Origin of the sequence: Paenibacillus alba (assembly GCF_013204855.1) — a bacterium.
Taxonomy (GTDB): domain Bacteria; phylum Bacillota; class Bacilli; order Paenibacillales; family NBRC-103111; genus Paenibacillus_E; species Paenibacillus_E alba.
On record NZ_JABMKZ010000004.1, the window covers coordinates 193,021 to 217,919 of the forward strand.

General features: G+C 46.7%; 20 protein-coding genes and 1 riboswitch. All 20 genes read right to left on the reverse strand.

Features of this window, described 5'->3' with window-relative positions; translation table 11 throughout:
• Positions 1–7 precede the first annotated feature (7 nt).
• The 20 genes from HQN90_RS07860 to bioB all read right to left on the reverse strand — a co-directional run bounded on the left by HQN90_RS07860 (position 8) and on the right by bioB (position 24,896).
• On the reverse strand, positions 8–3,514 hold the full coding sequence (locus tag HQN90_RS07860) for a hypothetical protein (protein ID WP_173217226.1): 3,507 nt from the start codon (positions 3,512–3,514) through the stop codon (positions 8–10).
• Between the two features lie 260 nt (positions 3,515–3,774).
• The gene (locus HQN90_RS07865; RefSeq protein ID WP_173217436.1) at positions 3,775–4,620 is read right to left on the reverse strand and encodes a carbohydrate ABC transporter permease; all 846 of its coding nucleotides are present in this window, start codon (positions 4,618–4,620) and stop codon (positions 3,775–3,777) included.
• 8 nt (positions 4,621–4,628) lie between these two features.
• Positions 4,629–5,543, reverse strand: coding sequence for a carbohydrate ABC transporter permease (locus HQN90_RS07870; protein ID WP_173217227.1), 915 nt, complete (start codon positions 5,541–5,543; stop codon positions 4,629–4,631).
• A gap of 74 nt (positions 5,544–5,617) precedes the next feature.
• Positions 5,618–6,949 carry an ABC transporter substrate-binding protein gene (locus HQN90_RS07875; RefSeq protein WP_173217228.1) on the reverse strand — a complete coding sequence of 444 codons (1,332 nt, stop codon included), beginning with the start codon at positions 6,947–6,949 and terminating at the stop codon, positions 5,618–5,620.
• 23 nt (positions 6,950–6,972) lie between these two features.
• Entirely contained in the window at positions 6,973–8,166 is a 1,194-nt protein-coding gene (locus HQN90_RS07880; RefSeq protein ID WP_173217229.1) for an acyl-CoA dehydrogenase family protein, read from the reverse strand.
• 125 nt (positions 8,167–8,291) lie between these two features.
• Entirely contained in the window at positions 8,292–9,845 is a 1,554-nt protein-coding gene (locus tag HQN90_RS07885; protein WP_173217230.1) for a response regulator, read from the reverse strand.
• Positions 9,832–11,592: a sensor histidine kinase gene (locus tag HQN90_RS07890; RefSeq protein ID WP_173217231.1), complete on the reverse strand. Its 1,761-nt coding sequence runs from the start codon at positions 11,590–11,592 to the stop codon at positions 9,832–9,834. The genes HQN90_RS07885 and HQN90_RS07890 overlap by 14 nt, the downstream gene beginning before the upstream one ends.
• Positions 11,593–11,599: 7 nt before the next feature.
• Positions 11,600–12,208 carry a DUF1349 domain-containing protein gene (locus tag HQN90_RS07895; protein WP_173217232.1) on the reverse strand — a complete coding sequence of 203 codons (609 nt, stop codon included), beginning with the start codon at positions 12,206–12,208 and terminating at the stop codon, positions 11,600–11,602.
• 173 nt (positions 12,209–12,381) lie between these two features.
• On the reverse strand, positions 12,382–13,128 hold the full coding sequence (locus HQN90_RS07900; RefSeq protein WP_173217233.1) for an ABC transporter ATP-binding protein: 747 nt from the start codon (positions 13,126–13,128) through the stop codon (positions 12,382–12,384).
• Positions 13,129–13,152: 24 nt separating this feature from the next.
• Positions 13,153–14,766, reverse strand: a complete 1,614-nt coding sequence (locus HQN90_RS07905; protein ID WP_173217234.1) for an ATP-binding cassette domain-containing protein — start codon at positions 14,764–14,766, stop codon at positions 13,153–13,155.
• Positions 14,763–15,761 carry an ABC transporter permease gene (locus HQN90_RS07910; protein ID WP_173217235.1) on the reverse strand — a complete coding sequence of 333 codons (999 nt, stop codon included), beginning with the start codon at positions 15,759–15,761 and terminating at the stop codon, positions 14,763–14,765. Before HQN90_RS07910 ends, HQN90_RS07905 begins: the two co-directional genes overlap by 4 nt.
• A complete protein-coding gene (locus HQN90_RS07915; RefSeq protein WP_173217236.1) occupies positions 15,748–17,385 on the reverse strand; it encodes an ABC transporter substrate-binding protein in 1,638 nt (545 codons plus the stop codon). Before HQN90_RS07915 ends, HQN90_RS07910 begins: the two co-directional genes overlap by 14 nt.
• Before the next feature lie 55 nt (positions 17,386–17,440).
• Entirely contained in the window at positions 17,441–18,046 is a 606-nt protein-coding gene (locus HQN90_RS07920; RefSeq protein ID WP_173217237.1) for a hypothetical protein, read from the reverse strand.
• The gene (locus tag HQN90_RS07925; protein WP_173217238.1) at positions 18,043–18,690 is read right to left on the reverse strand and encodes a phosphate starvation-inducible protein PhoH; all 648 of its coding nucleotides are present in this window, start codon (positions 18,688–18,690) and stop codon (positions 18,043–18,045) included. The genes HQN90_RS07920 and HQN90_RS07925 overlap by 4 nt, the downstream gene beginning before the upstream one ends.
• The gene (locus HQN90_RS07930) at positions 18,687–19,211 is read right to left on the reverse strand and encodes a hypothetical protein (protein WP_173217239.1); all 525 of its coding nucleotides are present in this window, start codon (positions 19,209–19,211) and stop codon (positions 18,687–18,689) included. Before HQN90_RS07930 ends, HQN90_RS07925 begins: the two co-directional genes overlap by 4 nt.
• Positions 19,212–20,366: 1,155 nt before the next feature.
• The gene (locus HQN90_RS07935) at positions 20,367–20,663 is read right to left on the reverse strand and encodes a hypothetical protein (RefSeq protein WP_173217240.1); all 297 of its coding nucleotides are present in this window, start codon (positions 20,661–20,663) and stop codon (positions 20,367–20,369) included.
• Positions 20,664–20,670: 7 nt separating this feature from the next.
• A riboswitch (cyclic di-AMP (ydaO/yuaA leader) is annotated at positions 20,671–20,842 on the reverse strand.
• 270 nt (positions 20,843–21,112) lie between these two features.
• Positions 21,113–21,973, reverse strand: coding sequence for a malonyl-ACP O-methyltransferase BioC (bioC, locus tag HQN90_RS07940; protein WP_173217241.1), 861 nt, complete (start codon positions 21,971–21,973; stop codon positions 21,113–21,115).
• Positions 21,963–22,709: an alpha/beta fold hydrolase gene (locus tag HQN90_RS07945; RefSeq protein WP_246362143.1), complete on the reverse strand. Its 747-nt coding sequence runs from the start codon at positions 22,707–22,709 to the stop codon at positions 21,963–21,965. Before HQN90_RS07945 ends, bioC begins: the two co-directional genes overlap by 11 nt.
• A complete protein-coding gene (gene bioF, locus HQN90_RS07950; RefSeq protein ID WP_173217242.1) occupies positions 22,706–23,884 on the reverse strand; it encodes an 8-amino-7-oxononanoate synthase in 1,179 nt (392 codons plus the stop codon). Before bioF ends, HQN90_RS07945 begins: the two co-directional genes overlap by 4 nt.
• Positions 23,885–23,897: 13 nt before the next feature.
• Positions 23,898–24,896, reverse strand: a complete 999-nt coding sequence (gene bioB, locus HQN90_RS07955) for a biotin synthase BioB (protein WP_173217243.1) — start codon at positions 24,894–24,896, stop codon at positions 23,898–23,900.
• Positions 24,897–24,899 lie beyond the last annotated feature (3 nt).

Below are 24,899 nucleotides of genomic sequence, written 5' to 3' on the forward strand. Positions count from 1 at the left end.
GCGGTCATCATTTCGTTAGTAATTTCTTCTCTTTTGTGCTCAGTGAAATGCCTTTTTTGGTTATGGAAACTTTCCTATCGTCCTTCAATGATTTCCAGGCAATATCAAATTGGACTGTGTTCATACTAAAAATAGGTATAATCTCACTATCCCCATAGCCATCAGGCAATTCAACCAAATAATCTGTATTTGCTTTGGTTTTCAAAACGTCCATAATTTGTTGCTCATCTTTGCTTAACACTCGACCCTGCTTAGGCGCAGGGACTTGTGACGCTCCGGAATTCTGGTGAGTACTTCCTTTCTTTACCGCTTTTGTTGTCTTGGATTGTGATGATTTTGCTGATTTTGGTGTCGCCAAGTTAGTGTACTTTAAAGAACTGTCTAGGTTGATCTTATACTCATATTTCTTATGTAAAATGTCGATAATCGATTTCACTCGGATATCATTTGGTTGTTTACTAGTCAAATTGCTTATTTGGTGTGCAAGCTCAGATTCAACCCAAATCTGGTCTTGTACTCCTGTTTCTCGGAATAACTTGTCAATGTTCGTGGCCAATAAGTTGTCGATGACACCTTCTTCGTTTTTGGAAGGAGCATATTGCGTAACAAGTCCCCCAGGATCTGCAAGAACAACTTGACCTTGCTCATCAATAAGAAATTGCAAGTCAGAAATGCGAATCTCTGCCGCTATCATTCTATTTTCCATCTCAATAATTTGGTGGATGCTTGAAGCATTCAGGTATTTGGGGATTTTAAAATGTTCCGTATCCTTGACCTTAACAAAATCCTTGGAATGCTCGGCATAACGCTTCATAATAACTGCCGGAAGGTCACCGTGTACGGTAATTCCGATAATTTCAACCATAGGCAATTTAGGATCAATTCGCTTGATATCATGGAGTATGCTGAGCTCGCCACAAAGCATTTTGAAGCTATCATCGCGATTCATAATCCCCATGACCATGTCATCGTGGTCGATTAAACCAAATACACTCTTCTGCTTGCCGCTGGCTATTGGGTCTTTAGAAATGGCTGCATCTTTAAATTCATCAAGAAAAGGAAAGTTTTTCGTGTGCAGTCGGATCAGATTATAGCTGGCAAGCAAGTTGTTATTCGTTTTGTCCATCATGAGTTTAGCGATCGCTTCATCATATTTAAATACATTCACAAGGATGGACAAAGGATCCTCTATAAGAGAAAATACAACCTCAGGGTCTTCTCTATCTACAGAAAGCAACCGCCTCGTTTCATAGTCGATGGTACCAAGCTGAGAATTTACTTTATCCTCAAGAAGCAGCGTTTTCAAATGTACTTTATGTTCCGATTCGACCGCCAAATCCATAAGCCTGTAGATTTCCTTATTAAGTCTATCCCTATACTCTTTCATTAAGGCGGTCTCTTCGAATTCTGGCTTCTCTGCTCTAAATTCAGCGATTTGATCTCTGTTTTTTATAACAAGACTGAGGTCTTGCTCCTCCAGCAGCGCTTGCAGCTGCTTGTTTTTGCGTTCAAGGGTCTGATCTCTCTTCTCATCTTCCCAGTTAAAGGTAGGCTCTTTGGTATTGCTTCGGCGCGTCCTTTTCCAAAATTCGGCTTCTGCCGCTGGATCTTTTGCTACCATGGGTTTATCCCAGGAGGTCAAAAGATGGTTGAGCACCCCAACTTCGCTTTCTTTCATGCCTTCTTTCGATTCCGCGGTAAAAACACCCAACATCTCTTCTTTCCAGTTTTGTTCATATTCCTCATTCATTACTTGAAAAGCTGCCTCTAATAAAGAGTGAACTTTTCCCTGAATCTCGTCTTTACTTACCGCATTGACCATGTCCATCAATGGATTCTCCGCATCCGGCAAGTGTGTACAGTCGAGAAGTATTTTAGCGATGTCATTGTGCTTAAGTCCTGTATACGTCTCAAGATTCTCAATAACTTTCATGCCGCCCAGTTTTTCGCTCTTATGATTTCTCCATAGGATGTTATCAATCCAAATTTTCTTCTCAGCCAGCCCTGGCGGTGCATCAAGAATAACGCGTTTGAGATTTGGCAAGGTGCCAATGAGATTTTCCCATCTCGCTGCTTGATCATTACCTTCTTCCTCCATGAAAATAACCTTCATGCCCACCAGTGCCGGGCCTTCCAGAATCCCGCTGCGCATCCCCACACTCACGACATCGTATTGTCCCGAATGAGCCAAATAATGAAGCATGCGAATCTGTCCTTTACGTCCTTCATTCTGGTAAGGAAACTCCGGATGATTCCAGAACTCGGTTAAATCCGGTACCGTTGTCACGCCCATTTTATCCCCGATATTTACCGGTGTTCTTCCTGATTTCGTAACATCCTTAATAAGCTTTTGCTGACTCCCTTCACTTGTATAGTGATGTGCATGAGGGTGTGTAAGCTCGCCTTGTTTCATCCATAACAGGGCATAGGCTCCTGGGGGCATTTGCATCTTATCTTCCAGCCATTTTTGGAGTTCAGCCTCTTTCTCAATGTCAGCTTTACCCAGCCATTTGTCTTTAATCGTGGCATAAGAACCTTTGGTGTCCTTGTCAAAGCTATCCTTAATTAATTTCGTTTCTGACGTAATCTCCATCGGAGCAAACTTTCGTTCTTTATTTTCTTCTTCTGTTGAAGTTTCAAATTCCGCAGCCCTTGTGCTTATCCAATTTTTTTTGTTGCCAATGAAACCCTCATTATATTCTTTCTTGGCGTTAGGTACATGCAGAATGTAGACATTCTGTTTCCCGCCGATCACCCCTTGATAGAAGCCTTCCATCATTTTAGCCGTTCCGTAGTGCGCGAAATCCGAAAGAATGACGACGCTCATGTCTGGACGAATAGCCAACGCGCCAGCGACGCCATACATGTCTCCCCGCATATGTGCCCCTTGGACGATCAGCGCACGTTGTTTCGTTAAAGAAATATTACTATTATCGTCGGGTGGTAGGGGCAATCTGAAAGCATCCTTCGTCTTCTCTATGAGATGATTCAGCATGCCAATGGCACCATTGAAATCATTAGAATGATAGGCGGACAGCAGCTGGTCCCAGGTGTCAAGAATGTTTGCTTTCTGGTCAGGCGAACGTTTCGTGGCTTCAAGTATGGCTTGTTTAAATGTCTGTTTATCCGTATTAATAGCAATTTCCCACATATATTGGTACAAATATTTTTTTAGTAGGTGATCTGGAATAATATCCGTACTCTGTTCCTTCATATATTGATCTGGGGATTTATCTATGGAACGCTGCAGTTTAGGTCCATCAGTTGAAGCTGATCGACTGATTACCGGTTTGTTTAATGTCCTAGGAGATTGGCTGCTTTGATGCCTCAGTAACTGCATGACGGCTTGATTGCCCACGGTTCGTTGCAACTGCATAACCGTGGCAGGACTTAAAGGCATCCCTGCGGATATCGAAGCGGAAACGCCTTGTGCCTTCGTTTCTACAGCAGCTTGGGATTGCAGGCTTGTTGCAGCAGCAGGTCCTGCTTGTGTAGGTGACTTGGCTATTATCACAAATTCCCTCCTCGCTCAATCGAATTTCATCGCATGATGTGTCCAGGACAGCTTAACAGCTCAAGGTATTAAACTTGATACTATGAATCTATATATGGTAATAGCTTACAATTACACTCTAAGTTATGCAACCTAATTATTGAAGCTAGAGTGATTGCAAAATACAAAAAGTCCTGATTACCAAGTATGACAAACAACCGCAGTCAAGGGCTTGATAAATAACCCATTAGCTGCAGCTGTTATACGTCATTTAAACCTGCTTATCCTTTAAGCCCCGTCGTGCTGATCCCATCGACCAGATATTTCTGAAATCCAGCAAAAACGAGTACAACAGGCACAAGCGATAAGACCGACATGGCGAATAAAGCGCCCCAATCGGTTTGCATCGTCGGATCTGAGAAATTTTTGAGCGCAAGGGCGACGGTAGCCAACTTGGGCGAATTGAGATACAACAAAGGACTGAAAAAATCGTCCCACGTCCAGTAAAATTTAAAAATCGCTACGGTGATAATTGGGGAAATCAGCAGCGGAAGAAGAATACGCGCCAAAATAGCGAACAATCCGCAGCCATCAATTTTGGCCGACTCATCCAATTCCTTCGGAATTCCTCGTAAAAATTGAATCAGCAGGAAAATAAAGAAAGCTCCGCCAAAAAAGGAAGGTATGATTAACGGCTTGAATGTGTTAATCCAACCTAGCTTTTGGAATAAAATATATTGCGGGATCGTCAGTACTTCACTGGGCAGCATCATCGTCGTCATCATGCAGGCAAACCAAATGGCCGCCCCGCGAAACCGAATGCGAGCAAAGCCATAGGCTGTTAAGATCGATGAAATGATCGTGCCGAAGACAGACAAAATCGTCACAATAAACGAATTTTTGAAAAAAACGGCAAACGAGATTCCGGCAAATCCTTTAAATCCGTTCGTATAATTATCCAATTTGAGCGTAGAAGGAATTAACTGGTGCGCATGGACGAAGATTTCACTCGTATCTTTCAGTGAGCTTGACACCATCCAGAGCAGAGGATACATCATGACCAGTGCAAAGCCTATGGTGAAGGTATGCAGCAGAATCGCTTGCCAGGTTTGTCGCTGTTTGGACATCATCCTGCCTATTCCCCTCTCGATTCATAGTGCACCCAATTGCGGGAAGTTGCGAACAGCGCGGCTGTAAAACAGGCAATCACCGCAAGCAGTACCCAAGCCATAGCAGAGCCATAGCCCATTTCATAATAGCGAAATGATTTCTCATACAAATACAAGGCGTAAAACAATGTTTTATCGAAAGGTCCGCCCCCTGTTACAAGCATGCCTTCGGTAAATACCTTAAAACCATTAATAATTCCCATGACTAAATTAAAAAAGATGACGGGTGTAAGAAGCGGCAGTGTGATCCAACGCAATCTTTGCCAAGCACCTGCACCATCCACAGTTACCGCCTCATATAGCTCCTTCGGCACCTGCTTCAAGCCAGCAAGAAAGATCAGCATCGCTGAACCAAATTGCCACACGGCAAGTAGGACAAGCGAGAAAATAGCCGTCGATGGATGCGTGATCCACGAAGTCTGAAAGGTTTGTCCTGTCACCGCTGTCAGCAGTGAATTAACCGCGCCTTGCGCACCGAACAATTGGCGCCACATCACAGCTACTGCGACGCTGCCGCCGATTAAAGTGGGCAAATAGAAGGCTGAGCGAAACAAGCCCGCGAGCTTCAAACGCGTGTTCAATAGGATCGCCACAGCCAGTGCGAACAAGAGCCGCAGTGGAACGGCAATGAATACAAAAAGGAGCGTTGCACTCACTGACTTCCAATAGCGTGGATCACCCGTGAACATCGTCTTAAAATTATCGATTCCGATCCATTCCGGCGGGGATAAAATATCGTATTTCGTAAATGCGAGCGCAAGCGATACGATCATCGGTATAACGGAGAACAGTATAAATCCGATGAGCCAAGGCGAAATGAACGCATAGCCCGCCGCATTGCGATAATCTCGCAGCTTCCTTGCTCGCGCTGGTTGCGCCATGCCAAGTTTCCCTCTTTCCTTCAGCGAACCGCGGGGAAGAAGTCAACTTCCTCCCACACCGTGTTCCGCAGCTATTATTTCCCTTTGGCCAGAATGGCGCTCGCTTCCTTACGGAATCGCTTTGCTCCGTCTTCCGGCGTTATTTTCTCGAACAAGACCTCATCGCTGATATTTTTGTACACTTTAGCAACTTCCGCTCCTGCCGCAGGTTCCGGTGCATCGATCGCAGACGCATATTTCTCTACATTCGTTAAATAAGCAACTACACGTTTCTGTGTTTCAGTAAATGTATCTTGAATACCCTGAATGACTTTAGGGTTATAAGGCATGCCGAAGTAAGCATTAAGTGATTTAGCCGCTTCAATGTTGTTCGTGTAGAAATCAATAAAGAGTGCTGCTTCCTTCGGATGCTTCGACGATTTGGCAATCGAGTGGAAGAAGGATGGCTTAATGTACATCCCTTTGCCATCTCCAGGATACATAGCTAAGCCGACATTCTTTTTCAGCTGTTTTTCCATGATATCCACGTGGTTGCTCCAGTAGGAGAATCCGCCGAATGCCGTTTGTCCCTTCGTAAAAGGTCCATCCTCCAGGCTTTTCACTTCCAGCTCTGTACCTAGCGGTGTCACGAGACCATCCTTTTGCCAACGAAGCTGCTGTTTAAAGAAGTCGACGAAGAGCTGATCGTCCTCATACCCAAGTGCATCCTGCCCTTTGTTGAACAGAGACTTGTCATGCTGGCGAAGCCAGACGCTGAAATGGGATTGCGCAAGGTGGGTGTCACCGAAGATGCCGAGCTTATCTTTGATCGTGCGCAAATCCTTCTCATACTGCTCCCATGTATAATTGTCAGCTGGCGCTTTGACACCGGCTTTCTCAAGCAGTTCCGGATTATAGAACATGACCAGTGCATTGTTGCCTATGTTGATGCCGTATTGCTTGTCGTTGAAGCGGCCGCCGGCATTATGAATCGGGTTGACGCCTTCGAGATTAATCGTTTTGTCCTTCATATAATCATCAAGTGGAAGAAGCAAATTTTTGCCTACGAAATTGGTGATTTTGGAGTAATCCATCCGAATGACATCCGGCAAATTGCTCGAAGCGGCAAGCACGCTCATTTTATCCCAGTAGGCGTCGCCAGCGTAATATTCGGCCTCTACCTTAATGTTCGGATAGGCTTTCTGAAACAACTGCACGACGGCATTGTTCCTGTCTACGGTCAACTGCGAGCCAGCCCAATAAGTCATCCGCAGTGTAACTGGCTCTTTGGATACCGGAGCTGTTGTGGCCGCAGCCGTTGCAGCGCTTGTCTCAACCGGTGCACTGGAAGTACCGCTAGAGCACCCTGTCAATGCTATGACAGTGCTCAAAGCTACTGTTAAACCTGTTATTTTTGCTTTCGCCATTGTGATTTCCCATCCCCTTTTTTCTATTTCATGATCTGCTTTACTTCATCCAAAGCTCTTTGCGCCATTCCGTTGACCACTGCGTCATCCATCGGAGGGTTGTGCAGACCTGCACGTACGTCGCGGTACATCCGCTCTAGCGGCAGGCTCCTCGACAAGCTCGCAGCACCGACGATGCGCATCGCCGTATCCACAATCGCAATTGCATGATTCGTCGCTACATGTTTAGCGAGTCCCAGCTCTGGCTTCAGCGCCGCGCGCCGCTCTGGCTCTCGATCCCACCTGTCAGCCACCGAGTAGAGCACCGTACGCGCCGTTGTAAGCGCGATGTCCATTTCCCCGATTTGCCGACGAATATTCGGCAGTTCAGCAATCGGTGTGGTCAAACTGTTCGGTCGATACTGCTGTGCGAAATGAATCGCAAAGCTCCTCGCCGCATACGCAATCCCGATATAACAAGCAGGAATATGCAGCAGCCAGCCCCCTTCGTCAGGTGTTCGTTCCTTGCGAGGCGCCCCTGAGAGATGAATCACCTGGTCTTCCGGAACGAACACATTCTCCAGCACTACGTCATGGCTCCCCGTCGCTCGCATGCCAAGGGTATTCCACGTTTCTTCCACGCGAACTCCGGGTCCGACACGAACGAAAAAATCTCCGGTCTCCTCTGTGCCTTCAATCGCCGCCGAAACGGTAAAGCAAGTGAGGATCGGACTCAGCGTGCTGTACGTTTTGCGTCCACTCAGCAGCCAGCCGCCCTCAGCAGCAACGGCCTTCGTTTCCGGTCTTCCTCCGCGACTTGGGCTGCCGGTTGCTCGCTCAGATGCCAAATGATTAACCAGCGCCCCCGTTTCCACCGCTTCCTGGCAGAATCGTTCGTACAACGATGCCGGCCAAGCATTCGTAAAGCGCAGCTGATGCAGCAGGCCAACATGCCAGCCCACAGCAAGCGCCGTTGAGCCATCGCCTCGCGCAAGCCGTTCTTGGGCAAGCACCAATTCGTACAGCGACGCTTCTTCTCCGCCGTAAGCGCGCGGCACCGTCAACTGCAAGTAACCGGCTTCACGAAGATCAGCGAAATTATCGAACGGAAAGCTTCCCTCTGTATCATGCTGTGCGGAACGCTCAACGAAGCGAGCAGCCAAGCGGTCCGAGCGTTCAGCAAGCTCAGCCTCTCGCTCGTTGCGAATAAACAAGTCAAACCTAACGTTCTTAGTCATCTCTTACTGCCCTCCACTTATAAACACATGTGAATACTAGGAATTAAATCGAGTATATACCGGATTCCTCCAAACCAACATAGAAAAAACCGATACGTTTTTTGTGAAAATCCGAGAGAGCCCCCTCAGCGCTGTTGTCCGGATAGGCTTTTCCTGTATTCGAGTGGCGAATAGCCAGTATACTTCTTGAACACATTGCCGAAATATTGCTGATCCCCGCCAAAACCGGAGCGTTCAGCGATCTCATACATTTTGCTTTCGGTCTCTATAGCAATTAATTCCTTCGCTCGTTCGATGCGCAAGCGCGTCAAATACAGAGAAAACTTTTCATTCGTCTCTTTGCGAAACAAGCGCCCTAAATATTCCGCGTTCATGTACAGATGGTGCTGGCCGAGCCATTGCAGCGATAGTTCTTCATGTGTCAAATAATAAGCGATCAACCGTTTCATGCGCAGGACCACCGCTGTACCTTTATGCATGGCGGATGCCTCGAATCGCTGTCCCGCGCTTTCCAACTCGGCAGCGATATACGACTCGATGTCACCGAGCGTCGGCAGACTAAGCAGCTGGGCTGTCTTGCGCAGCAGTTCCTCCGGAGGCGTTTCCTTGAGCATCGCCGTCATCAACTGCAAGATCAGGCTTAGCGAGGTGTGCCGATCGCAGCGCGCGGCGGCTAGCGCCCTGAAGAACGCGGCTAATTCGTACCGCGCTCCCTCGATGTCACCCGTGCGGATGGCCGCGGCAATCAACTCGCCGCGAGCCGCCTCGGGCGCAGCGGCAGCCGCGAGCGCAGGCTCCGCCAGCTCGCTTGTCGCGATGCGGCCCGCGCCTAGATAAAAGGCGCGCGCGGCATATGCGAGCGCGTCCTTGTATAAGCGCGCGAGCGCATCCGGGGGTCCTGCATCGCTGACCGCCAGCGTGAGCCGCAGGCCCGGGCAGCGGCTCAGCAGCTCATCGCGCAGCCGCTCTGCGGCGGCCACTGCCGGCGCAAGACCCGCGTCCGCGACGGAAGCAAGCAGCCGGTTCCCGGCTACGGCGCTTTGTCCGAGCGGTCGGCCCGCCCCACTCTGTGCGGCGGCGACCTCGCGGACGCGCAGTTCCTGGCAAGCCGTGGCGCTCTCCCACTGCACGAAGATAAGCCGCAGCTTCGACTCGAGCTGCTTCGCCGGCCGCAGAAGCTCTGCCTTATTCGGCGCCAAGGGCTCCTCCAGCAGCAGCGCAAGCAGCGGTTCGCGCTCCGTTAGCCAGGCGTCGCTGGCCTGACGAGCTGCTGCGAGCAAATCGTTGCGGCGGCGCAGCTCGTCGAGCTCGCGGATAATCTCGCGCAGCGCCCCTTCAATCTCCTGCTCATCGCAGGGTTTGAGCAAGTAATGCTTGACGCCGTGATTCATGGCCCCAACAGCGAGATCGAATTCGTCGTAACCGGACAACACCGCGAAACGCGTTTCAGGCCATTGTTCTTTCGTCCGGCGAATTAGTTCCAGACCGCTCATTCGCGGCATTTTGATATCGGTTAGAATAATGTCAGGGCGCAGCGCTTCGATTTGTTCCCATGCTTGAAGCCCATCTGCCGCTGTGCCAATCAGCGCTAGTCCAAGCCCCTCCCAATCAACTGTCCTGGCAATAGCCTCACGAATGATTCTCTCGTCGTCGACCAGTAAAATATTATAGATGTGCATGGCTGTTTCTCCTTCTTTCCTTAGCTTTCGTTCCCGGAGGATTCAGCAAGAGCGGCACCTCGATACGGATGATAGCTCCTTGCTGAGTTCCTTGCTCAATCCGGATTCCGTAAACATCACCAAACCACAATTGAATCCGATCATGGATATTGGATAAGCCTATTCCTGTGCTGCCCGATAGTGGATCAACTGACGATTCAACTTGCTCCAGAGTTGCAGGAATCCCTGGTCCTTTGTCCTGTACAAGGATTACCAAACGGTCAGCTATTGCCTCCGCTTTCAAGGATATCTCACATTGCCCCGTTTGCGCATCTACGCCATATTTCATACAATTCTCCACCACTGGCTGCAAAATCAACCATGGCAGATGAAGGTTAAGAAGCTCTTCCGGTATGTCCGCAGCATAAATCAGCCGTTCTTCGAAGCGAAACTGCTGAATCGTAATATAATTCTGGAGTTGTGCCAGTTCCTCGCGCAAGGTCACGAATTCCTTCTGCCTGATTGTACTGCGCAGCATATCGCCAAGCGCCTTGACCATACGAGCCAGATCACTGTGGCCGTAGCCCTTCGCCATCCAGTGGATCGAATCGAGTGTATTGTATAGAAAATGTGGATTCACCTTAGCCTTCAGTGCTTCATACTCCGCTTCCTTGAGTTGAATTTGTTTCACATAGTTCTCTTTAATGAGTGCGTCAAGCCTTGCCGTCATTTTATCAAAGTTACGATTCAATATATTAAATTCATCCCTGTATACTGGGTATAGAGGTTCACCGATTTCAAAATTTCCTTTCTCTACCAAAGAAATGCGCTGCGTTAGCGCCTCTAGCGGTCGCGTCATACTGAGCGAAAAGCGCATGCCAACCCAGAACAAGGCAACAGCCAGCAGCACATATAAGCCAAGCAGTACGTTTTTCATCGTGTTCACGTGACTGAAGACAGAATCATAGGAAATAAAATGAACAAATGTCCACCCGGTATACGCAAGTGTAAACTGCGCCGCCAGATAGCTTTTTCCATTTAGTGTAACGACATTGGAGTCACCTTTGTGTACAACTGGCAGAGGCAAGTCGCGATTACTCGTGAACAATAGACGATCTCCGGATGCAATCATCAACTCGGAATCGTAATCCCCATGTTTCTTGCTTGAGGCGTACACCACCTTGGGTGCTTCAACACCGATCATCAGTGTGCCGAGCCGCTCCAAACTCAACTCGGCAATTTCGCGAATGTCTCTCACGCTGTAAAACGTTTCCTCCCGCTCTTCCCCGCCGACCCAAACACTCGCCCCGCCCCGTTCATTGGCTATGCGGCGATAACGCTCCTTGTTGCCTTCGTTAATGCTGGCAGCGTTAACCCCAGCACTAAGAAGGTTGCCGCTTGAATCGAGAATTGTGATCGACGAGACGGAGAAATCCGATTGATGGTAAGTCAGCAGCTTTCGCTTCAGCTTGTTGGCGGCATCAAAGACCTCGTAAGACGACGGTGACGTCTTCATCGTCTTCAGATCTGCTTGAACTTCCGGATCGGAGAAAATGGTCAGCGACAGTTTGTCGATTTCCCTCAATTTCTCCTCCATCCGCTCGGAATACAAATAAAATTTGTCGGAAGCTTCCCGATAAATAATTTGCTCATACAGCTTATGCGACTGCTGCACAAACAGCCAGGCTAGCCCGCTTGAGGCAAGTACACCTGCCAGAATAAAGATAAAAAGTTTATGCTTAATTTTCAGATGCTTCATCATCATCATTCGTCCTTCACTTTTCTATGGGAGGATCGACATGAAGATCTTGGTCTGGTTCTGTGAAGCTCCAGCGTGTGAAGGTAACCTCGAATCCAGCGCGGGTTGGCGAACAAGTATAAGGACCTGCCTGATTCCCGCTGTCATAAGGGAAACGTGCTACCCGAACCGTGCGCCATCCGTGGTGTTCTGTCCGTGCCCTAATAATCACAGCATCCTTCATAACGGAAGCGCGTAGTGTGACCTCTTCGCCTACCCAATCCGGTACAGGCGCAAGTGACCAGTCGGAATAGCCATCAGTTACGACTACGGAAAGTTGTGGAATGCCGTCATTGATTTCAATCCCTGTTTTAATCCATTGCCCGGGACCATGGTACAGCAGAATGCCTGCCTGATCATAGAGCTCCTTAAAGGATCCGAGTTGAAACGATACCTCTACCGCTGTGTTGGTATTCCACTCTGTTAGTAAAGCGGGCCCGTCCTCGTGCTCAAAACCATATAATGTCTTTTTCCAGAAGTCTTTTCCTATTTCAGGCGAAACCTTAAGGAAATTCCCTTCGATCCTAGCAGAAAGAGGTGAGTTCATCCATGTTCCTGTCTCCCAGTTCATTCTCGTTATTGTCATTACTATGACCTCCTTATGTCCCATTATGGAACCAATTGTTCTTATGATTCTTCTGCATCAATCATGACATTATTATCTGATTTCGTCCAGATCCGTGTATTTCTGTCTCCTAATCTACAAAACAAAAACCCATTTGCACGATGACAAACGGGTCCCTGTTGCTTCAAATTGAGCTATGTAAAATAGACTGATTGTAACAAGGCTTTCGTATAATCCGATTTCGGGTCAGAAAGAATTGTTTTCGTGTCGCCCGTCTCTTGGATCACTCCATTTTTCATCACGGCAACATGATCAGCAAATCCTGAAATCGTATCCAGTCGATGTGTGATATACAGAATGGACATTCCCTCAGAGCGTTTTAAAGATAATAGGAGCTGGAGCATCTCATTCTCTATGGTCGGATCGAGGGCCGAAGTAATTTCATCGGCAACCAGCAACAACGGCGACATGGATAACGCTCTCGCTACCGCAATCCTCTGCTTTTGTCCACCGGAGCATTCCGCAGGATAACGATCCATGAAATCGGCGGAAAGCATCACTTTTTCAAGCAGCTCTTTCGCTTTAGCATACGCTTTTTTCTTAGGATATTTACTTAAGCGAAGCGGCTCTGAAATAATGTCTTTCACTCGCCAATAGGGATTCATTGAACGGTCAGGATTCTGGAAAACAAGCTGAATGAATGAAGCTGGCCTATCCGTTTTTGGTGCTTGAATGTGTTCTGCCCACGTAATTGAGCCGCTTGTTGGCTGCTGCAAGCCTGCAATCAACTCGGCTAATGTTGATTTGCCTGAACCGCTCTCACCGATTAGCGCAAATATTTCATTTGGCCGCAACGTTAGAGATACGTCGTCTACAGCTTTAGTTATTTGCCCTTTTTCGCTATTTGCATAATGCTTGGACACTTTTTCTACACGTAACAACGCGTTCACTCCCAGCTTAGCTTCTCACTGTACAAAATGATGGTAAAGCTGCTTGCCTTTTCTTAAATAAAGCTGCTTCGATTCACCCTCCACTTGCGTGCCATCCTGAAGTACGATAATGCTATCAGAAATATGCAGCGCTGCAGGAATATCGTGGGTGATTAAGAGAAGCGTCATACGATGCTCTTTCACTTTTCTGACTAACAGATCGAATACTTCTCTTTTCACAATTGGATCTAATGCCCCAGTAGGTTCATCTGCAATCAGCACCTTTGGTTTATTCACAAGTGCGAGTGCTATTAACGCTCTGCTTAGCATTCCACCGCTTAGTTGATGAGGATATAAAGACATGACTTCGGCTTTAAGCTGTACCTCTGCCAGTGCGGCAATTGCAGCCGCATGTTTCGCTTCCTTGATTGTTTGCAGCTTCATCGTTTCATAAAATTGCTTGCCGATCGTCATAATGGGATTAAAGCTGTTCCTTGGATCCTGAAAAATATAGGCGGCATCAATCCATCGCTGCATCGTATACCGCTCTCCATTCCTATAAATAGGTTGACCGCCAATCATCACGGTGCCTTCCACCGATTCATGCGGAACAAGACCATAGATGGTGCGTGCCATTGTCGTTTTGCCTGATCCTGATTCACCAACTAGGGATGTTATGCTTCCCTGCTTCACCTCAAATGAAATGGGATAAACAATATTTTTATCACCATACATGACCTTTAAATCTCGTACGACAATAGCAGGTGTTTGTTCATCGGCAGTGTCAACTAGCTGCTCCTTGTCTTTCAACTGTACAGCACGGCTCTCTCTGCGATTCAGCTTAGCTGCATAAAGATTTCCTGTGATCTTGCTCTCTCCAATCAGCGCCAGTGCAATGGTGACAAAGAGTATCGCAACGGCAGGAGGAACGATCATCCACTGCCAAGCATCAGACATAAATGTTTGTGTTCGCGAGAACGCATCCTGAAGCATTTTCCCCCATGAGACGGTACTTGGATTACCAACGCCAAGGAATGACAAGCTTGCTTCCATGGCAACTGCCGTACGAAAAGAAAGAATAAACTTGGTCCGCACAAGCGGCCAATTAAAGGGCAACAGATGGCGAAACAAGATATACCCTGTTTTCCCATTATACAGTTGGGCTGCTCTGACAAACTCTCTTTCCTTCAGCGAAAGCACTGATGCTCGAATCAGCTTCATATAACCAGGCCAGGTTAGCAAGCCCAGCGTTAAAATCAGCTGCCACGTGCTGCCTCCTGTAAATGAAGCAACAATTAATATGAGCAGCAAGGAAGGAAGAACTAACAGCATATTGGCGAACCCATTTAACAGCGGATCCAATCTTTTGGAGTAACCCGCTAGCAAACCCAAGCTCGCACTTAAAATCGTGCTGATGAAAGCTACCATAATCCCTATATAAAGATTCGTTCTGGCGCCATATACAAGCTGACTGTAAATGTCCTGTCCAATGGCGTTCGTACCTAGCCAATATAGTTTGGAAGGGGGCATTAAGCGCTCTCCATCTATCGTATATGGTGATGTCACGCTGACCATAGGCCCAAATATGGCAACCAAAATATACATCCCGAATAACAAAATACCAACACGCTGAGACCAAGTTAGCTTCATCCCAGCTCACCTCTTTTCACTGCGGTCCGAATCCGTGGATCTAGATAAGGGTAAATGATATCGGCAATCCAATTAAGAAGAAGCACAAACAAGGTCATCATAAGAAATAGACCGTGCAATAACGGATAATCCCGAGCAAGAATCGCCTCTTGCAGCAGCTTGCCAACACCTGGATAAGCAAACACCGTTTCTACAAGAATGGAACCGGCCATCAGCGCGCCCATGCGAATAATAATCATCGTGACAAGCGGCAAAGCAGCGTTGCGGGCAATATGCTGGAAGACGATTCCTCGTGAACCCATTCCTTTTGCCGAGGCAAATTCAATATACGGTTCGTTGCGTACACGGATTGCTTCATTACGCATAAGCAAATAGATCCCTGCAAGACTTCCTATTGTAAGCGTTAGAGCAGGAAGTACGGCATGGCGAGCGATGTCCATCGCATGATCGATCCATAAATCAGAGCGTAAAAACGCGGTTTGAGCACCGCTCAGCGGAAGCCATTTCAGCTTTACTGACATGGAAATTAAAAGGATCATCCCGATTAGAAACTCAGGAATCGTACTCAAGCTAAGCATGGACAGAAACAAGCTTCGATCTGTTTTACCCGGATATCTCCACGCCGAGTATAGCCCTGCAAGCAAACCTATGATAATGGATAAAATGCTTGAAATTCCTACAATACATATCGTCCACGGCAAACGTTCAATAATTATCGTGTAGACAGGTGCTTTATAATTGATCGACAACCCGAAATCAAAGGTGAAAATTCCTTTTAAATATTCTATAAATTGTACGCCCACAGTTTGATCCAAGTGATAGTATTCCAGCATTGCCGCCTTTTGTGCTTCGGTCAAAAATACAACGCCCTCTTCGCCGCCGCCCGTTATATATTCAACGGGCCCCCCCGGCAAAAGCCGAGGAAGCCAGAAGTTGAGCAGCAATACGAATACCAAAACGAGCAGGTAAGATACGTATTTATTATTTTTTAACATTGACAAGGAACACCTTGTTTTCCCATAGCGGCATGCCATCCGCTATCCCACCGTAAGTGTTCTTCCAGCGATCAAACGTTGCTGCTTTATGAATTTCATAAAATGGGCGGTGATACAGCACAAGAGTAGGCAGCTCTTCAGCAAGAATATCTTGCATCTGGTTTACGATTTCATGACGTTTCACATCATTAACTTCTTGCATTTGTTTGTCAGCAAGCTTATGGAACTCGTCCAACTTCAAGCTTTTGCCTCGTGAGGAAAACGTATTTGCCGCTTTCCCGGAGAACCACAATCGCAAATAATCGGGATCGCCGCTTGCTCCAATGTGACCGGTCAAGGCAATATCATATTTATTCTCACCTAAAGCAACCGTGAAAGCAGCGGAATCGAGCTGGACCAGATTTAATTCGATGCCCACCTTTTTGAGCATTTCCTTCATCATGGTTGCATCCGGCATGGCTGAGGATGTCATCAAGTTTAATTTTAAATCTTCGCGAACGCCATTTGCATTTTTCTTATATCCAAGCTCATCCAATATTTTTTCAGCTTGAGCAGGATCATAAGCGTATTGCTTCACGTTTTTGTTGTACCAAGGCGAATCCGTAGGTACCACTCCGGCATTGCCGACCATCGGTGTGCCACCTGTTACTTTAGCTGAAATTTCTTCACGATTCAAAGCGTACGCAATGGCTTGACGCAACCGTTTATCCCCTAGTTTCGGGTGATCCATATTGAAGGAAATACGTACAACGCTACCTGTTGGATCGCTTTTAATCGTTTTAAGGCCTGCTTTTTCAGCCGATTGTACGTCCGCATAACTTGTCGTATACGCTTGATCGATTTCGCCGTTTTGCAAAGCAAGCAGTTTATTCGCCGCCGATACAAAGGCAATTTCTTTGACCAGCACTTGGCCTTTAAAGAAGTTGTCGTTAGCTTCATATAAATATTGTCCAGACGCCGAGTCATACTTCTTCAGCTTATAAGGACCTGTTCCGATTAAAGCAGCAGCATCACGGAATTCCACAGGTTTGGTGACTTTTTCCCATATATGCTTAGGAATGATCGGTACAATCCCCACCAAATCACTAAGGAATGGCGCATAGGTATTATTCAGATGAAAAGCTACGGTCAAATCGTTCACTTTTTCAACGCTTTTAATTTGACTGATGTCCCCATTCCAATTATATGGATACGTTTTGTAATAATTGTAGCTGAATACAACATCGTCTGCCGTAAAGGCCTGACCGTCATGCCACTTTACATTCTCTTCGAGCTTAAACGTATACGTCAGTCCGTCTTTGCTTGTTTCCCAGGATTTTGCAAGCCACGGAATGACACCTTTATCGTCTTTCCAAGTCAACGTGTCAAAAATAAACGAATTTCTCAAGTACCCAAAAGGACCCGACGAGCTAAAAGCAAATGGAGATGGATAACCGTTATTGCTGCCAGCAATTTTCAACATATCTACGGTTGGCACCGTTGTTGCCAAAGGAGCCGCAGTTTGTGTGCTTTTAGGCTGGGACTCATTCGTGCTGTTTGCGTTATTTCCCCCACTACATCCTGCAAGCAGTAAAGTAAAACTTAACGTTAATAAAGCAAATGGCTTATACGTCTTTTTAAACATTTCTTCTTGTCTCCCCCTTATGATAATCATTCTCAATATTAGATGAATTTGTACGCTATATCCGCCCATTTGCCAGCCATGGCAGAAACCCGTCCAAGAATCGTTCAGTTGCCGGCATAAAATAAGAACCATAATGATATTCAGGATCAAGCGTCGTTAAAATCAGTGTACCCTGCGTGCTTTTCTTGTCTACATACAGAATCGAACCGTCGTTCTCAATTTCAATGAGCGATTCAACTTCTTGCTCAGGAAAAAATACGCCATGATAATGCCATGTTGCGTCTTCAAGCGTTATATACCGGAATAAATCATGTTCGGGCATTGTCAGTACTAACCCGCTTTGGGCGCCAGGTTCAAGCCACCACCAAAAATTAGTGGGACGAGACTCCCAGCGATGATTCGGAAACCAACTGTGATGCTGAGCGCCTAAAGCTACGACCGTTTTCCCACTGTTCAGAAAAGCATGAATTTGCTCCAGATGACGTGTAACCTGCTCTTGGTGTATTTGCGAAGGGACGATTAGCACATCAAACTGATTCAAATCCGTTTGTGCAAGCTTTGGCAAATAAAGCAATTCAGCAATATACGGTTTGTATTTTGGTTCAGTAAAGGAACGGTGCTGATGGGAGCTACCTGAATAAAGAACCGCTATCTTTCTCATGCTTGTGCCCTCCTACGCTGCAGCGATTGATATTCTTCATAAAGAAATCTATGAAACTGCGCTCCGATCCGTCCTGCACTATTTGATGAATGTCGATAATTCAGTAGATTGCGCCCAGCATGCACAACAATCGTACCTTGACTGCTTTGTCGGTCGATATAGGTAATTGGCTCTTCTCCTGCCAATCTCAGCAGCACTTCGGCACCTTCGGGAAGCGGGTGATGTCCACGACTGAAGAAACCGGCTACCCCTTTGTTGTATGTAATATCATCGGACAGCACGCCATCAAAAATCGGATGATCAAGCACGGTAACTTGATAATCGAGATAACTATGAATCATTTTTGGCACAAATAGTGATGCACCCGGAATCCAATGACGAAACAATTGTCCGCCAAAAAATAAGAGATTGCCTTGATCCAAAAATGCCTTAATGCGATCTTTCTGATCGAGCATTAACTCCTGGTCGATAAACTCATCCAAAAATAGAAACTTATGCCCTGCTTCAAGCAAATCATACGAAGCCAAGTCATATTGATCAAGCACCTTTATATTCGGATCACTTTGGCCATCACGAACGGTTTGCTCACTGAAGATAGCGCCTGAATCCAACAATAGGAAGTCAGCTGCGGCAATCCTGCTCATGAAAGTCTTTTAACCTCCAAGAGCTCAGATTGCGGAAGCAACAATGCCTTCTCGCACAAAGACGCTTTGAGTTGTTCATTTGCCGCTGTATCTTCTTCCGTCATCGTTCCTTCTCGGCCTTTTTTCAAATAATCATAAAATACAGCAGGCAAGAAATCTGCTTTCAAAGCAACCTCCACCGACGCCCCTTGTGAATCCGAAATAACATAGGCATAAGATTGAGGACGGTGCGGATCATATTGGGCTACAGGATAATGAACATCCACCGTGTAAGCTCCTCGTGACACTGCCCGCGTTGTATATTCGAATGCATCACGAAAACCAGGGCCTGCATGACCGGAAATGACAGATAACGTGCTTCGTTCTGGAGCTTCTTCTCCATATAATTCGGCTAATGCCGCCTGAACCGCACGAAACCCTACGCCGATCGCCATCAAAGCTAATTTTCCATGATAATTACGAAGTTCGGAGAACTGTAAAGTTAAAACCTCTCCACGATCTTTTACTTTTACGAATGACATGTGAACACCTCTTTGCAATTGATAATCATTATCATACACTTGGTGATAATGATTATCAATGATAATATCATTAAATCTTAAGCCTCTGTGTCTGTTCTGTGAAGGGTATAATTGGATAATTGTCAATATAGCGAGAGACTGTAATTGTATTTTCCATAATTAAAAGAGTCTGTCTCGAAGTGCTGCTGGACACGGGAAATCCTCCTTCCTCTGGGCTTATTTGGGGTAAGCTGTGAATTTTGAAAACCACGGCTCGATTGCCTTTGTTAGTTGATAGCTGTCTCGACCGCCAGCGTAAACGGAGCCAATGATAGCATCATCATGGCGATTCACTGCTGTATTTACGATGCGAGCGAGGTGATTTTGAAGAGGTTTTTTCTTTTAATCCATTCTCGTCAAAAATTGATCCATGGAAATTTATAAAACAAAACAAGGCTATCTCTTAGGTCTTTTCAGACTTTAGAGATAGCCTCTCTTTCTTCTAACACCTTCATGGTAGGATGGCTTTTGTTGCTTGAGTGATGCCCAAGCTGACAGTTTTGCCTTTGGTCCGTATATCTCGCATAATTCCTGCGATTATGCATCCTTTTGGTCTTGGGAACTGGCAAAATGGTAAAAAACATGCAATTATGCATCCTTTAGAGGCCTTTTTGCGATTCCAGGATGGAAAATTCTAAAAAGCCTGCATAATCGCAGGCTTTCTCTGTTTTCAGACGATTTGATCGAAAATGCCTGCATTTTCGCAGGTTTTTCTGAGTAGGTGAGCCATTACCTTGCCAATATGGTCGCTGGCATTCGCTTTCCCAACGCGTGCGAGCCTTGGCGCGCATTTTAGCGCCTGCTTATGGCGTCGCTCAAAGCTACAGATCGCTTTGGGACTACCCCTTTTACAGTTTGTTCGATAACATTCGTAGAAAGTAGCAACTCTGTTAAGCATCACTTATTGCTTTGGGGTTTATGCTTTCTAATATACTCGTCAACCTCAGCCCAAATTATATAACCTATTCCTACAAAAAGGGAAAATTTGCTCAGTGTTAATGGATAGTCACCAACAGAATAAAGCATATTTTGAAATAATTCTGGGCTCCAAGAGCTAACATTTGAGCCAAATATCGCTGCACAATTTCACTAACTACATAAGCATAAAGTTCAACATTACTCGACTCCGTCCGGGAAGTGTTTCTCATGATGTTTGTCGCCCTTGTGCCTCAGATCATCGATCGTTTGCACGAGTGTTGAGACAATTTGTTCTTTCATCTGTCTTACTGTTTCGTAGAACGCAACTTCTTGCTCTCCGATAGGTCTAATACCAGCTATAGCTTGTGCGGCGACCAGTTTGCGGTGATTATCTTCGAAATCTTCTAATGACTTAATCACGTGTTTCGCATAAAGGGTAATATCCTTGTTCTTAGCGGGAATATCAAGCTCCAATTTTTCGATTCGATTGATCATGGCGGTCATCCTCTCTCATTCTACGCTTACGAGGTTAGCTGTCGGATTCGGGCAGCGAGATTGCCCTACCCCCATTGCAAACAATTGCAAGTGGGATTCACCCCTTACGATCACCATATTGTGTAATGGCTGCGTCTTTGGTTCCCCCGTTCCTTATCAGAATTCAGCGATTATGGAACAATATTTAGTTGATGAATTGAATACTACGCTCTCTTGCAGATAATGTAAAATGAGATATGAAATGAAAATGACGACAATACGTTGAGAAAATCAAATCGGAAACGTATTCATACCCGTATTCCTTTCACTACCTTGAATTTCATCTGGAATTCTCTGCCTTTCTTAACTGCTGAGATAACACAGTAAATAAATTTAAATTTAACCTGGTAAAGAAAGCGCTACTAGTTGCGGATATAATTAATACGTACGCATGAGAGCGACCTGTCTGCCTAACTATCTACCGATACTTGGATAAAAAGAAGATCATAGCTGGCAGCAACGCCTCCCGGCACGCTGAACTTAGCCTCGTATTCTTTATACATGCTGGCGAACAGGCGTCGAGAGCTGAGACCCTCTCTAGCAACAGCTTCGGAAGTGCTTGCTCCCATCCCTTTTACGGAAAGAAGAAAGTCTCTTGCTGAAGCGTACTTTTCTATTCGAATCGCCCGTTCATTTTGGATACTTGAAAATCCTGATTCAGCGAGCAAGCTATTCCACTCGGCTGGCGTACGAAACGTTAGTCCATGCCGCTGAGGCTCCATTCCTTCAGCTCGATAAACTTCATCAAATGCCTTATGCAGCTCGCAAAATGTGTCAGGCCCAAATGTCGTGAATATTAGGAGGCCTCCAGCACGAAGCAATCGCCGAAGTTGACCTAGTGTTTGCCTAGGATTGCTCAGCCATTGAAAGCAGGCGTTGGAAACGATGAGATCAAACGAGGCCTTCGGAGCATTAGGCGCCCACACCTCAACATCAGCATTAAGAAAGCGTAAACGATCCATTGTGTTGGTGCCTGTAATTTTTGCTGCAGATGATTGAACACGTTGCTGAGCCAATGTAATCATTGCGGGTGCGATATCAAGTGCAGTAATACTCGCACTAGGCCATTCTTTTAGTAGAATTTCAGTCAAAGTTCCCGTACCACAGCCAATTTCAAGGATGCTCTGTCTGTCCCTGATATCTTTCTTCTTCATCCCAATGAATGAGCTTGCAAGCTGGTCTGACATTATACGCTGAACATGAGCGTGAGCGTCATATGAATTGGCACTTCGGTTAAATTGACGTTGAATCTCACTTATCCTACTGTTCATGCCACCATCTCCTCAGTTCATCAGCTATATACTCTTCTCTTCCCAAGAACGGAACATGCCCACAGGCATGTATGGGAAATAACTTTGCTTTAGGTAATTGGGCCATAAGCTCCAATCCAGCCCCGTAAGGACAAATCTGATCCTCCGTTCCGTGGACAAGAAGAACCGGATAATTGATGTTCTGCAGTTGAGACAAGATTTCCTCACTTCGCAAAATCTGAAGACCCGCGATTAGCGCTGGGGTTGTCCAGCTGCCGATTAGGGGAAGGCTTTCTCCCCGTTTGGCCGCCCATTCAGCCTTCGTAAACATAAGTTGTCGGAACTTTGATTCAACGGCCAGTCGATCCTGTACGACCCCTGCCATCATTTTCCTGACGTAGGCATCTCCCCAACCACGGTCAATCTCTTCTTTGGAGCGAGTAAAACGAGCCGTTGCTGCGAACAATACAAGACCATCAGCAAACCCTTTGGCCGCTAGTCTCAGCGCCAGCAAGGCGCCAAGCGACCAACCTGCGATTAACAGCGGACCGTGTAAAGCCCTAGCCCTAAGATAATTCACAGCTGTTTCCGTCTGGAGCAGCATTTTCTCTGGCGTTTCGGCCTCCCTGTAATCTACGGAAAGATGTTGATATTCCGGCAGTAACAACCGAAGCCGATCGAAAACCGCATCTGGCATGCTCCATCCGCTCAGCCACAAGATCGTGCTGCTTGACTCTCGATGAATCATCGAATTCATGGACGAAGCACCCCTAATTGAAGCCCCACATTGCGAATCAGCAGGGCAGCATCGGTCAGTTCCTTATCGGTATGTGCAGTTGACAAGGAGAAGCGAATTCGCGCTGTAGAATCAGGCACAGTAGGTGGACGGATGGCAACCGCTGCAATCCCTTCCACTTCAAGTGCTTTACTGAACCTAAGGGCTCTATCGTTATCTCCTACGATCAGTGGCACTATAGGAGAGCTGCCGGTACCGATATGAAACCCGGCGTCGCGAAGCGAGGACCGAAATAATCGGCTTGCTGCCTGAAGCCTTTCTCGGCGCCAATGCTCCTCTTGTACCAAACTTAACGCCTTGCTTATACCAGTTATGAGCGATGGAGGCAGCGCAGTTGAATAGATGAGCGGTCTAGCCTTGTTCACCAACCATCGAATGAGCGTGCGGCTTCCACAAATATAAGCGCCGTAGAGACCAAACGATTTGCTGAATGTTCCCATATGAATATCGACATCATTTTTCAGCTCTAGTTCATGGCACAGTCCCTCGCCTCGCCTCCCGTAAATCCCCCCGCTATGTGCCTCATCCACCATCAGCATCGCTCCGTACTCGCGCTTGAGCGCAACAAGTTCTCGCAATGGCGCCTGAACGCCATCCATGGAGAAAACAGCATCTGTAACGATCAGCTTACGGCGTTTATCACGGTATTTATGTAATAATGAACGCAAATGTTCCATATCATTATGACGGTAGCGGGCATGCTCCGCACGGCTTAATACGATGCCGTCTACAATGCTCGCATGGTTCAACTGATCGCTGAAAACAACATCGCCTCGGCTTACTAGAGCACTAATTACACCAGAATTAGCCATATATCCATTGGCAAAAACTAGGGCAGATTCGCAGTTTTGCCAATCGGCCAGCGCTTCTTCAAGACGACCATAAGGCAGCAGGTTGCCTGTCACATGGCGCGAAGCGCCTGAGCCAGCACCTTCCGTGAGCAGCGCTTCGCGCATCACTTCAAATATGGCAGGATGTTGGGAAAGTCCAAGGTAGTCATTGGAGGACATGTTGAGTAATCTTCGTTCTCCGCGCCCCGTATAGCCAGGAAATCCGGAGACCCGGCTGTCTGCACGCAAGGTACGCTCCAACGAGGCATCAGCCAATCGTTCAAGTTCTTTTTCCATCCAATTCATGGTGTGCACCGCCTTAAAGGGCATTTATTTCAATCTCAAAGCCCAAATCTTCAATCATTTGATAATCAGCAGATATCTCTTGGCCTGCTGTCGTTAAATAATCACCAACAAAAAGTGAATTTGCGGCGAACAGTGACAAAGGCTGCAGTGTCCGGAGGTTGACTTCACGACCACCTGCGACGCGAATTTCTTTTGACGGGCAAATGAAACGAAACAGAGCTAGCACTTTCAAAGCTTTCATGGACGGCGTGCGGCCGGCATGTTCTAGAGGTGTTCCCGGTATCGCATTCAGGAAATTAATCGGGATCGAATCGCTATCCAGTTCACGGAGTGCATAGGCCATTTCAATAATTTCTTGATTGGTCTCGCCCATGCCAATAATGACACCAGAGCACGGGGACATGCCATGTGTCTTTACTTTCTCGACGGTTTCCACACGTTGATCATAGGTATGGGTCGTCGTGATAGCTGGGTAGTTGGCTTTACTGGTGTTCAAATTGTGGTTGTATCGATGTACGCCAGCTTCAGCAAGACGTTTGGCTTGATCGTCATTGAGAATGCCCAGACATGCGCAAATTTTCAGCGGCATAGTTTGACGAATCTCTCTAACCGCATCCACCACTTGATTAAGTTCCTTGTCTGTCGGTCCTTTCCCGGCCGCTACAATGCAATAGGTTCCGGCTTTGCGTGCCAAAGCTTCACGTGCACCTGCAAGCAATGTGTCTTTATCAAGCAGGGTGTATTTTGGAACCGGAGCCGTCGAAACGATCGATTGCGAGCAGTAGCCGCAGTCCTCGGGGCATAGGCCGCTTTTGGCGTTGATGATCATATTCAGCTTCACTTTTTTACCGTAAAAATGTTTTCTCACCTTAAACGCAGCCTGCATGAGCAGCAGTACCTCATCATTATCGGCTTCCAGCACGGCGAGCCCTTCCTCTAAGGATAAGCATTCCCCTTGCAATGCTTTCTCGGCAAGCGATTGCCATTCCAATTTCACTGCATTTGTTTTCATCTC